This is a genomic window from Enterobacter sp. 168J2 (assembly GCF_034107265.1).
In the GTDB taxonomy this organism is placed as follows: domain Bacteria; phylum Pseudomonadota; class Gammaproteobacteria; order Enterobacterales; family Enterobacteriaceae; genus Enterobacter; species Enterobacter nematophilus.
In genome coordinates, this window is the sequence record NZ_JAWNEB010000001.1 from 897,776 (window position 1) to 909,850 (window position 12,075).

A 12,075-nucleotide genomic window follows, 5' to 3' on the forward strand; every position below is an offset into this window, starting at 1 on the left:
CTCGAATTTGGTTTTTCATTTAACCCCACTGCGGGGCCGTTGAAATAACTATATCCCTGTAAATTCGGGGTTTCCGTGAGTGATTGGTATCGGCGTGTAACCATATGTACAAGGCCGGGGAAGAACCCCGGCCTTATCATTACAGGTAGCGTGAGGTGAGGTGTTCGCGGAAGTAGCGGATATTCAGATCTTCCCCCGTCGCCTGGGTGATTAACTGCGACGTGCTAAAGCGGCTGCCGTGCTGCCAGATGTTCTGACGCAGCCACTCAAACAGCGCCGAAAAATCGCCTTCAGCGATGGAGGACTGCAGTCCCGGAAGCGCGGTCTTAGCCGCATGGAACAGCTGCGCGGCGTACATCGCGCCCAGCGTGTACGACGGGAAGTAACCAAACCCGCCGTCGGTCCAGTGGATATCCTGCATACAGCCGTTGCGGTAGTTATCTTTGGTGGATAACCCGAGCCAGGCCTGCATTTTCTCATCCCACAGGGCGGGGATATCGTCCACCTCGATCTCGCCGTTGATCAGCGCGCGCTCAATCTCATAGCGCAGCACCACGTGTGCCGGATAGCTCACTTCGTCGGCATCGACGCGGATATAGCCTGGCTTCACGCGCTGGTTCCAGGCGATAAAGTTCTCTTCGCTAAACGCCGCCTGGCTGCCAAAGCGGGCGTGAACGGCAGGGAGGAGGTGCTTGAGGAAGGCTTCGCTGCGTCCCAGCTGCATCTCAAAGAACAGGCTCTGGGATTCATGGATCGCGGTTGAGCGGGCGAGGGCAATAGGCTGGCCCGCCCATGCGCGCGGCAGGTTTTGCTCGTAGCGCGCGTGTCCGGTTTCGTGGATCACGCCAAACAGCGCGCTGAGCAGTTCGTCCTCATCATAGCGCGTGGTGATGCGCACATCTTCCGGCACGCCGCCGCAGAACGGGTGCGCGCTCACGTCCAGGCGTCCGCCGTTAAAATCGAAGCCAAGCATCTTCATGGCTTCCAGCCCCAGCTCGCGCTGGGTTGCCGTCGGGAAGGGGCCCTGCGGCGGAACGAACGACCGCTGTGCCTGTTTCTCCACCGCGCTTGCCAGCAGGTCCGGCAGCCAGGTTTTCATATCGCCAAACAGCACGTCCAGGCGCGCGCTGGTCATGTCCGGCTCAAAAATATCCAGCAGCGCGTCGTACGGCGTACAGCCTTTGGCCTCGGCGCGCAGGCGGGCTTCTTCACGGCTGAGTTTCACCACTTCTTTCAGGTTGGCGGAAAAGCCCTGCCAGTCGTTGGCGGGGCGCTGAGTACGCCAGGCGTGCTCGCACCTGCTGCCCGCGAGAGATTTGGCTTCCACCAGCGATTCCGGCAGCAGGGTGGCCTGCTGGTACTGTCGCGTCATTTCGCGCAGGTTGGCCTGTTCGACGTCATTCAGGTTTTCCCCTGCCGCGGCCGCTAACAGGTCGCCGACTTTTTTATCGGTCAGGATCTGATGTTGCAGGACGCTCATCTCTGCCAGCGCTTCACCGCGCGCGGCGCTGCCGCCTGGCGGCATCATGGTAAACATGTCCCAACTGGCGATGGAGGAGAGATGCGAGAAGCGGGAGAGACGCTGGAAGGTTTTCACAAGTGACTGATAGGCGGATGTTTTTTGCAATTCTTATTTCCTCTTGCCAGGGATGTGTTTCAGGGAGCATACAATGAAACAGACCAAATTCCCCAACATTTCCCGCACGGAGGAAATCTGTGCCGATCTCCTCCGTTGAAACCGCCTCCGGAATGCCGGGAGACGGTTTTCAGTGGGCGCTTAGGTCTTATCACGCATAACCTGTTGCAGGATCGCCAGCGCCTGGGTGAACTGGGCATCCGGAATGGTCAGCGGATAAAGGAAGCGGATCACGTTACCGTACTGGCCACAGATCAACAGCAGCAGGCCCTGGGCGAGTGCCTTTTGCTGTATCGCCTGCGCGATGGCGGCCGAAGGTTCACGGCTCTCGGGATCAAAAAACTCCGCCGCAATCATCGATCCTCTTCCCCTTATCGCCACGAGCGCAGGAAAACTGCCCTGAATCTCCTCCAGCGTGGCTTTCAGCCGATCCCCCAGATGGCAGGCGCGGGCGCACAGCGACTCGTTGTCGATAATATTCAGCACCGCGTGCGCGGCGGCCACCGCAAGCGGATTGCCTGCATAGGTCCCCCCCAGACCGCCGGGCGCCGGCGCGTCCATGATCTCGGCGCGGCCCACCACGCCGGACAGCGGCATTCCGCCTGCCAGGCTTTTCGCCATCGTCATCAGGTCGGGCTTGTCCGCGTAGTGTTCCATGGCAAACAGTTTACCCGTCCGGGCGAAGCCGCTCTGCACTTCGTCGGCAATCATCACGATCCCGTGCTCATCGCAGATGCGGCGGATGGCGGCCACCAGTTCTGGCGGGGCGACGTTGAAGCCGCCTTCACCCTGAATGGGTTCAAAAATAATCGCCGCCACCTGTTTCGCCTCAATATCCGCTTTGAACAGGCGTTCTATCGCCGTGATGGCATCCTGCGTCGTGATGCCGTGCAGCTCGGAGGGATACGGCACGTGATAAACCGACCCGGGGAACGGGCCAAATCCCAGCTTATAGGGCGCGACCTTGCCGGTTAACGCCATGGTCATATAGGTTCGGCCGTGGAAGCCTCCCCCGAAGGCAATCACGCCCGGTCTGCCGGTGTGGGCCCGGGCGATTTTAACGGCATTTTCCACCGCTTCCGCGCCCGTTGTGAAGAACGCCGTTTTGGCCGGGCCCTGAATCGGGGCCAGTTCGTTAAGTTTTTCGGCTAATGAAACGTAGCTTTCATACGGCACAATCTGGTAGGCCGTGTGGGTGAACTGGTGAAGCTGTTTTTCCACTGCCGCCACCAGTTCAGGATGACGATGGCCGGTATTCAGAACCGCGATCCCGGCAGCGAAATCAATATAGTCGTTGCCCTCCACGTCGGTGAGGGTGGCATTCTCCGCCGTCCGGGCAAAGAAATTACACATTACGCCTACGCCGCGCGGTGTAGCAGAAAGTCTGCGCTGATGAAATTCCTGGTTACTCATGTCAGATACCCTTTTGTCGAAACGATCATACGCCAAGACGATCGCGCAGGCTGTAGTACGCCGCGCCCATCGCCGTGAATGGAATCCGCAGGCTGCGGCCGCCCGGGAAGGGGTAGTGCGGGAGGTTGGCAAACGCATCAAAGCGCTCGGCGTCACCGCGCAACAGCTCCGAGATCAGCCGTCCGGCCAGGTGGGTGCAGGTCACGCCGTGGCCGCTGTAGCCCTGCATGTAATAGATGTTTTTATCCAGACGACCAAACTGCGGCATCCGCGACAGGGTCAGCAGGAAGTTGCCCGTCCAGCGGTAGTCGATTTTGACGCCTGCCAGCTGAGGGAAGGTTTTTAGCAGCTTTGGCATCACCAGGCGCTCGACATCGTCCGGATCGCGCGCGCCATAGACGACGCCACCGCCGTACAGCAGGCGGTTGTCGGCGGTGAGGCGGTAGTAATCCAGCAGATAGTTGCAATCTTCCACGCAGTAGTTATTGGGGATCAGCGTGCGGGCGACCTCTTCCGACAGCGGGGCGGTGGTCACCACCTGGGTGCCGCAGGGCATGCTGCGTTTTGCCAGTTCCGGTTCTATCTTATCGCCCAGATAGGCATTCCCCGCGACGATCACGTAGCGGGCCGTCACCTGGCCATGCTGCGTGCTCACCACGGCCGGGCTGGTGTGCTGAATGGCGGTCACCGGGGACCTTTCATACACCCGGCCGCCGTTCAGGCGAATGGCGTCCGCTTCGCCGATCGCCAGGTTCAGCGGATGGATGTGCCCCCCGCTGCGGTCCAGCAGCGCGCCGGTATAGCGTTCGCTGTCGACTTCCCGGCGGATGGCGCTGGCGTCCAGCAGCTCCAGCTGCGTGTTGCCGTAGCGTTCCCAGTTGGCTTTTTGCTCCTCCAGCGTCTCCAGCTGCTTATGGTTTAGCGCCACAAACAGCCCGCCGGGACGATAGTCGCACTGGATCTGATAGCGCTGGATCCGCTCCCGGATGATCTCCCCACCTTCAAACATCATGCTTCCGAGGACTTTTGCGGCATCGGGCCCGTAGTTTTTCTCAATCACGTCGATATCGCGGCTGTAGGAGTTAACCAGCTGGCCGCCGTTGCGTCCGCTGGCGCCGAAGCCGATGCGTGCCCCTTCGAGGAGCACCACGTCGTAGCCCATTTCAGCCAGATGCAGCGCGGAGGAGAGGCCGGTATAGCCGCCGCCCACCACGCACACGTCACAGCTGATCGACTCGTTAAGCGTCGGGAAAGGTTCGTAAGCGTTCGCGCTGGCCGCGTAGTAGCTGGTGGTATGTTCGGTCATGATTGAGGCTCCAGGGCAATCCAGATGGTTTTCAGTTCGGTAAATTTTTCCAGCGCGTGCAGGGACTTATCGCGACCGTTGCCGCTCTGCTTATAGCCGCCAAAGGGTACGGTCATATCGCCGTCGTTATAGTTATTGACGAAGACCGAGCCTGCTTTCAGGCGGCGGCTCATGCGGTGCGCGCGGGAGAGATCGCGGGTCCATACCGCCGCGCCAAGCCCATATTCACTGTCGTTGGCCAGCGTTAAGGCTTCCTCTTCGGTTTTAAAACGGGTGACGACCAGCACCGGCCCGAAAATCTCTTCCCGGCACAGCGGGGAGGCAGGGTCGATGTCGACAAAAATGGTGGGACCGACTGCGGAAGGCCATGATTGTTCCCGCCCGTCCACCAGCAGCGTACCTTTCCGGGTTCCCTCGCGAATAAACGTGTGGACGGTATCGGCGTGCGCAGCGTCGATGAGCATGCCCATCGTGCTGTCGGGGTCGAGCGGATCGCCCGGCTGCCAGTGACGGGCCTGCGCTTTCAGCCTTGCCAGGAAGTCATCGGCGATGCTGTCTTCAAGCAGCAGGCGGGTTCCGGCGATACAGACTTGCCCCTGGTTATAAAAAATCCCGGCGGCGGTCGCGCTCACGGCCTTGTCCAGGTCCGGACAGTCGGCAAAGATAATGTTGGCGCTCTTGCCGCCTGCCTCCAGCCAGACGCGCTTCATGTTACTTTCTCCCGCGTCCTTCAACAGCTGCTTGCCGGTACGGGTCGAGCCGGTAAACGTCAGCACTTCGACCTCAGGATGCAGTGCCAGCGCCTGGCCCGCTTCGTGGCCGTAACCGCTTATCACATTCAGCACGCCGTCCGGCAGGCCCGCCTCTTTCGCCAGCCCGGCCAGCCGCAGGGTGGTGAGCGGCGATTTCTCCGACGGTTTCAATACCACGCTATTGCCCGCGATCAGTGCCGGGCCCAGCTTCCAGCAGGCCAGCAGCAGCGGGAAGTTCCAGGGGACGATGGCCGCGACAACCCCGATCGGCTCGCGCACGATCATCGCCAGCTCGCCCGGACCCGTAGGCGCCACTTCTCCGTAGACTTTATCCGCCGCTTCGGCGTACCAGCGAATGGCGCGCGCCGCGCCGGGAATATCGTCGCGCAGGCTGTGGCGGATCGGTTTACCGGTGTCCAGCGTTTCCAGTAGGGCCAGCTCTTCGACGTGGCGCTCCATCAAATCGGCGAGCTTATTCAGCACGGTCTTGCGCTGCGCCGGAGACGCCTGCGACCAGTCACCGCGCTCAAATACCTCACGCGCGGCCTGAACCGCACGGTCCACGTCCGCCTGCTTGCCCCGGGCCACGTTCGCCAGCGTCTGTTGGGTTGCGGGATTGACGGTTTCAAACGTGGTATTATCGGCGGCGTCACAATAGGCACCGTTAATAAATAACCGGGTCTCAATGGCGCTGTTTTTTGCTTTATCCTGCCAGTAAGTCAGGTGCTGAAAATGCATATTCACTCCTTTCTTTCGCAATCAGATAAATAAGGTCATGGCCGTTTCAGGCAATACGAAGCCGTGAGGCATCCCGGGAACTAACCCGTTGAATGCCGACATTGATCGTTTTTATTTGTCCCGGCGTAAGCGCGCTTACGCCGGGACTGAGTGGTAATTAGAATGTGGTGGGGGTGTGGGCACTGATAATGCGGCAGATGCCTGCCGAGGTATTGCTAAAGCTGTGCGGTATGCCGGTATTGATGGCATAGCTCTGCCCCGCAACCAGGTGATAAGGCTGGCCATTAATGGTCAGCACTATTTCACCTTCCAGTATCGTACCGATCTCCTCACCCTGATGTTTGATCCTCTCTCCGGTCGTGGTTCCAGGCTGGTAAGTTTCAAAAATCATCGCCAGCGTACGGTTCGGATTTCCGTTATGAACCAGCTTCATCGAAACCCCCTGACTGCCTATTTCGATAAGGTCTTCCTGATTAATAACCACCTGCGGTTCATCAGGTTTTTCCGGTTCCGAAAAGAATTCCGAGAGCGACAGCCCATAAACTTTCAGCAGCTTTTGCAGCGTACTGATGGCAGGACTGACTTTGTCCTGCTCGATGGTGCTGATGGCACTGTGTGTTAACCCAGACAGTTCGGCGGCACGCCGCTGCGAGAGACCCAGCTGCTGGCGGATCTCAGACAGACGTTTCCCTGGCGCCAGTCCGTCATCGCTCATAGTTGCATTTCCTTTACGGTAGTGGTCAAAGCCGTTGCTTCTCGGCAATGTGGCTTTGACAGGCGGTGATAAAACCATCAAACAACATACGTGACAGGGCATACTCGCTGCTGTTCCATTCGGGGTGCCATTGCACGCCGAGGGCAAAGGGGTGGTCATGAACGCTGACCGCTTCGACCAGCCCGTCCGTCGAGCGGGCCTCCACGCGGAGCCGTGGTCCTAACGTTCGTGCACCTTGCCCGTGTAACGAGTTTACCCAAAATGTGTTACAGCCTGGTATTAATTGAGACAGCAGTCCTCCCTCCTGAACCTGAACCTCATGAGAAGGGGCGTATTGTAGCTCAACAGGCAGTTCAGGATCTTCCCGGTGCTCAAGCAGGTCGTTCTGCTCGAACAGGCGGCGATACAGCGTTCCTCCCGTCGCAACAACCAGTTCCTGCAGCCCCCGGCAGATGGCGAAAATGGGGATGCGCCTTTCGAGCGCGGCGGCAATCAGCGCCATACTCAGAAGATCTCGCCCGGGATCGGCGTCAGGCTCATCGCCGTTTTCACCATAAAGGTGCGGCTGCACGTTACTTGGGCTGCCCGGCAGGTAAATCCCGTCCAGGGTTGGCAGCAGAGCGGTAAGTAGCTCTGGCTCTGCCAGCGCATGCGGTAAGGCAATAGGTAAGCCCCCCGCGTTAATAATGGCATTCAGGTACTTTTCTTGCAGGGTCTGGGTCTCATGACCCTTAAGCCTGTTTCTGCACATCACTACGCCAATAACTGGCTTGTTCATTATATTTTCCATGATCGCCCTCACAAAGTGGACTAAATTTAGGCCATTCTCGCCTGTGAAACGGCCTTTTCGTTCAATATTTTCTCAATCTAGCAATGCGATCTGCCTTTTGCAAACTTAATTTAACATTTGACAAACAATTTGTTTGCATACAGATTCGATAGTGTGGACATTATATTTGACAGTCCAGAGCAGCGAACGCAAATCCCAAAAACGGTGGTAAATCATGGAAACCAATATCGTAGAAGTTGAGAACTTTGTGCAGCACACGGATGAGAGGCGGGGCAGCGCCTTTACGCAGGAAGTGAAGCGCTATTTAGAAAAGTATCCTGACACCCAGTTTATTGATGTCCTCCTGACCGACCTGAACGGCTGTTTTCGCGGCAAGCGCATCCCGGTTGCCGGACTGAGCAAGCTTGAAAAAGGCTGCTATTTCCCGGCATCGGTTTTCGCCATGGACATTTTAGGTAACGTCGTGGAAGAGGCGGGCCTGGGGCAGGAGCTCGGCGAGCCGGACTGTATCTGCGTGCCGGTACCGGGCACCCTGACACCCTCCGCCGCCGACCCGGAATACATTGGTCAGGTGCAGCTCACCATGGTCGATGAAGATGGCGCTCCCTTTGACGTTGAGCCGCGGAACGTACTCAACCGACTCTGGCAGCAGCTGCGCCAGCGCGGTCTGTTCCCCGTGGTAGCGGTAGAGCTGGAGTTCTATTTACTTGACCGTAAACGCGATGCCGACGGCTATCTGCAGCCACCCTGCGCGCCAGGCACCGACGTGCGTAACACGCAGAGCCAGGTCTACTCGGTTGATAACCTGAACCACTTTGCTGACGTGCTGAACGACATTGACGAACTGGCGCAGCTGCAGCTGATCCCCGCAGACGGGGCAGTGGCTGAGGCCTCCCCGGGCCAGTTTGAGATTAACCTGCACCATACGGAAAACGTGCTCGACGCCTGCGATGATGCGCTGGCGCTAAAACGTCTCGTCAGGCAGATGGCGGAAAAACATAAGATGCACGCCACGTTTATGGCAAAGCCCTATGAAGAGCATGCGGGCAGCGGGATGCATATCCACATCAGCATGCAAAACAACAGAGGCGAAAACGTGCTCGCAGACGCCAGCGGCGAGGATTCCGCGCTGCTGAAACGCGCGCTGGCCGGGATGATCGATCTGATGCCCGCGTCCATGGCGCTGCTGGCACCGAACGTCAACTCCTACCGCCGCTTCCAGCCGGGAATGTACGTGCCGACGCAGGCGTCATGGGGACACAATAATCGCACGGTTGCCCTGCGTATCCCCTGCGGCGATCGCCATAACCATCGGGTCGAGTACCGGGTGGCGGGCGCAGACGCGAACCCGTATCTGGTGATGGCGGCGATTTTTGCCGGCATTCTACACGGGCTGGATAACGATTTACCCCTGCAGGAAGAAGTTGAAGGCAATGGCCTGGAGCAGGACGGACTGCCGTTCCCGATTCGTCAGAGCGATGCGCTGTGGGAATTTATGCAAAACGATCACCTTCGCGAGCGGCTGGGCGAACGTTTCTGCCACGTCTATCACGCCTGCAAAAATGATGAATTACTGCAGTTTGAACGCCTGATTACCGAAACAGAAATTGAGTGGATGCTGAAAAACGCCTGATGACGTGCCCCGGTAAGGGGCCGCTTTGTTTCATCTCATACGTTTCACCAAACGGCCTGCGCGGAGCCTGGCCGAACTGTTCGCTGGCACGCCAGCTATCTCCCGGGAGTCGCGTTATGGAGCGCAGGCGGCACAGGGACTTTCTTAACGACACTGTGTGACGAGGTAGGAAATGATGCAGATGTTCAACTATCCGCAGGGCGAAGGGGGCCAGTCAGGCGCCTGCTGTGAGTGCGAGCCAGAGATGCTGCGCTGGTACGATCGCGTATGTTCTTTACAACTTCCCCCTTTGCTAAGCAGGTTTGCGTTAAGGTCAACGCAATTGCAAACCACGGTAAGCATGGGGGGGACGGTTTATGGCGACTAACACGTCACTTGATTCGCCGGGCATGGCCGGAAGAACCCGGCTGCGCAGTTCCCTCAAGCTCTGGCAGGTGGTCATGATGGGGCTGGCTTACCTCACTCCCATGACCGTGTTTGATACCTTCGGCATTGTGTCCGGTATCAGCAATGGCCACGTGCCCGCCTCGTATCTCCTGGCGCTGGCAGGCGTCATGTTTACCGCCATCAGCTACGGCAAGCTGGTACGACAGTTCCCGGAAGCGGGGTCTGCGTACACCTACACGCAGAAATCGATCGGCCCCCATCTGGGGTTTATGGTCGGCTGGTCATCGCTGCTGGACTATCTCTTCCTGCCGATGATCAACGTGCTGCTGGCGAAGATCTACCTTTCCGCGCTGTTCCCGGAAGTCCCGCCGTGGGTCTGGGTGGTGGGGTTTGTGACGATCCTGACGCTGGCGAACCTGAAGAGCGTTAATTTGGTCGCCAACTTTAACACCCTGTTTGTGCTGGTGCAGATCGCCATCATGGTGGTGTTTGTCATACTCGTGGTGCATGGCCTGCACAAGGGTGAGGGGATTGGCACCGTCTGGTCGCTCCAGCCGTTTATCAGCGAGAACGCACATCTGATCCCGATTATTACCGGCGCGACGATCGTCTGCTTCTCTTTCCTCGGCTTTGACGCGGTCACCACGCTGTCGGAAGAGACGCCAAACGCGGCGCGGGTTATTCCCAAAGCCATTTTCCTGACCGCACTGTATGGCGGGCTGATATTCATTATTGCCTCGTTTTTCATGCAGCTCTTTTTCCCGACGATCGCGCGCTTCAAGAACCCGGACGCCGCGCTGCCGGAAATTGCGCTGTACGTGGGCGGCAAGCTCTTCCAGTCGGTGTTTCTGTGCACCACGTTTGTGAATACGCTCGCTTCAGGCCTGGCCTCGCACGCCAGCGTCTCACGCTTGTTGTACGTGATGGGGCGTGACAACGTCTTCCCGGAGCGGGTGTTTGGCTACGTGCATCCGAAGTGGCGCACGCCGGCCCTGAACGTCATTATGGTAGGGATAGTGGCGCTGTCGGCCCTGTACTTTGATCTCGTGACCGCGACGGCGCTGATCAACTTTGGCGCGCTGGTGGCGTTTACGTTTGTTAATCTCTCGGTGTACAACCATTTCTGGCGGCGTAAAGGGCTGAACAAAACGTGGAAAGATCGGCTCCACTATTTCCTGCTGCCCCTCATTGGTGCCGCAACGGTCGGCGTGCTGTGGATAAACCTCGAAGCGACGTCCCTGACGCTTGGCCTCATCTGGGCGGCACTGGGGGTCCTTTACCTGGCATGGCTAACGCGCCGCTTCCGAAAACCGCCTCCGCAGTTTGAAGCCGGTAAGATAGAGCAGGCCTGGGATTCCTGAACGTGAAACGGCACCAGTATGCTGGTGCCGTTTATCGGGATCGCTCGTCTTACCGGGCATCAGTCCCTTACTATCTCAGACGTTTATGAAGACTTGCTCCCACCAGCAGCGCCGCGCACAGCATCAGCGCGATAAACCCGCCCACGCCGTTCCAGCCGTAGTGATGCCAGAACACGCCGCCCAGCGTCCCGGCTATGCTTGAGCCCAGATAATAGCTAAACAGATACAGCGACGATGCCTGTCCTTTGGCGCGACGCGCGCGCGGGCCAATCCAGCTGCTGGCGACCGAGTGAGCGGCGAAGAACCCTGCGGAGAAGAGCAGCATCCCGGCAAAGATAAACCACAGGGAAGAGAAGAGCGTCAGCAGCAGGCCAAGCAGCATCACCGCGGTAAACACCAGCATCACCGGCCCGCGGCCAAAGCGCGCCGTCATCGCTCCGGCTTTCGGCGAACTCCACGTGCCGGTGAGATAGGCCACGGAAAGCAAACCCACAACGGCCTGGTTCAGATGCCACGGCGAGAGCATCAGCCGGTAGCCAATATAGTTAAACAGCGTCACGAAGGAACCCATCAGCAGGAATCCCATCAGAAACAGTCGCGGTAAACCTTTGTCGCGCCAGTGCAGGCGGAAGTTGATAAACAGCGTTCTCGGGCGCAGTGAAGTCGGGCGAAAATGGCGCGACTCCGGCAGGATTTTCCAGAACATCAGGGCCGATGCCAGCGCAAAGCACCCGATCACCGCCAGCGCAATGCGCCAGCTAAAGAAGTCAGTAAATACCCCGCTCAGCAGACGCCCGCTCATGCCGCCAATCGAGTTCCCGCTGATGTACAGCCCCATCGAAAAGGCAACGAAGCTCGGGTGGATCTCCTCGCTGAGATAGGTCATCCCGACTGCCGCCACGCCGCTGAGCGATAGCCCGATCAGCGCGCGCATCATCAAAATTCCGTGCCAGCTGGTCATCATCGTGGAGAGTAACGTACAGACCGAGGCCAGTATCAGGGCGGTTACCATCACCGGTTTACGGCCAATGGCGTCGGAGAGCGGGCCGGTAAAAAGCAGGCCAATTGCCAGCATCCCGGTTGAAATGGAAAGCGAAACGCTGCTGCTGGCGGGCGATACGCCGAACTCGTGGGAGAGCACGGGCAGGATCGGCTGAACGCAGTAGAGCAGGGCAAACGTTGCCAGACCGGCGGAAAAGAGCGCCAGGGTGACGCGCATAAACTGGGGGGTACCGCGTTTGATGAACTGAACCGGCTGCGATGCTACAGGCAAATCATTAATATCTCTGGCCGGATCGATATCAATGGTAGATGTACGACTCACACAGTTTCCTTGCTTAAACA

Annotated in this window: 9 protein-coding genes; 2 read left to right on the top strand and 7 right to left on the bottom strand. The window is 58.5% G+C overall.

What is annotated here, in order from left to right; genetic code table 11:
• Positions 1–139: 139 nt before the first annotated feature.
• From USG84_RS04445 to puuD, 6 genes are all read right to left on the bottom strand, one after another.
• Positions 140–1,627 (bottom strand): carboxypeptidase M32, encoded by a 1,488-nt coding sequence (locus USG84_RS04445; protein ID WP_151413854.1) that lies wholly within the window; start codon positions 1,625–1,627, stop codon positions 140–142.
• 150 nt (positions 1,628–1,777) lie between these two features.
• Positions 1,778–3,049, bottom strand: a complete 1,272-nt coding sequence (gene puuE / locus USG84_RS04450; RefSeq protein ID WP_320738171.1) for a 4-aminobutyrate transaminase — start codon at positions 3,047–3,049, stop codon at positions 1,778–1,780.
• Positions 3,050–3,074: 25 nt separating this feature from the next.
• Complete coding sequence (locus USG84_RS04455; RefSeq protein ID WP_320738172.1) at positions 3,075–4,355, bottom strand: FAD-binding oxidoreductase; 1,281 nt, start codon at positions 4,353–4,355, stop codon at positions 3,075–3,077.
• Entirely contained in the window at positions 4,352–5,845 is a 1,494-nt protein-coding gene (gene puuC, locus USG84_RS04460) for an aldehyde dehydrogenase PuuC (protein WP_320738173.1), read from the bottom strand. The genes USG84_RS04455 and puuC overlap by 4 nt, the downstream gene beginning before the upstream one ends.
• A gap of 157 nt (positions 5,846–6,002) precedes the next feature.
• Positions 6,003–6,560, bottom strand: coding sequence for an HTH-type transcriptional regulator PuuR (gene puuR, locus USG84_RS04465; RefSeq protein ID WP_013096835.1), 558 nt, complete (start codon positions 6,558–6,560; stop codon positions 6,003–6,005).
• Between the two features lie 25 nt (positions 6,561–6,585).
• Positions 6,586–7,350: a gamma-glutamyl-gamma-aminobutyrate hydrolase gene (gene puuD, locus USG84_RS04470; RefSeq protein WP_028012974.1), complete on the bottom strand. Its 765-nt coding sequence runs from the start codon at positions 7,348–7,350 to the stop codon at positions 6,586–6,588.
• 214 nt (positions 7,351–7,564) lie between these two features.
• Here puuD and USG84_RS04475 point away from each other — a divergent pair, with 214 nt between their 5' ends.
• Together USG84_RS04475 and USG84_RS04480 are read left to right on the top strand one after the other, a co-directional pair.
• Positions 7,565–8,983 carry a glutamine synthetase family protein gene (locus USG84_RS04475; protein ID WP_024909135.1) on the top strand — a complete coding sequence of 473 codons (1,419 nt, stop codon included), beginning with the start codon at positions 7,565–7,567 and terminating at the stop codon, positions 8,981–8,983.
• Positions 8,984–9,339: 356 nt separating this feature from the next.
• The gene (locus USG84_RS04480) at positions 9,340–10,731 is read left to right on the top strand and encodes an APC family permease (RefSeq protein ID WP_151413853.1); all 1,392 of its coding nucleotides are present in this window, start codon (positions 9,340–9,342) and stop codon (positions 10,729–10,731) included.
• Between the two features lie 70 nt (positions 10,732–10,801).
• Here the strand turns inward: USG84_RS04480 and USG84_RS04485 are convergent, their stop codons facing one another.
• Positions 10,802–12,055, bottom strand: a complete 1,254-nt coding sequence (locus USG84_RS04485) for an MFS transporter (protein WP_320738174.1) — start codon at positions 12,053–12,055, stop codon at positions 10,802–10,804.
• Positions 12,056–12,075 lie beyond the last annotated feature (20 nt).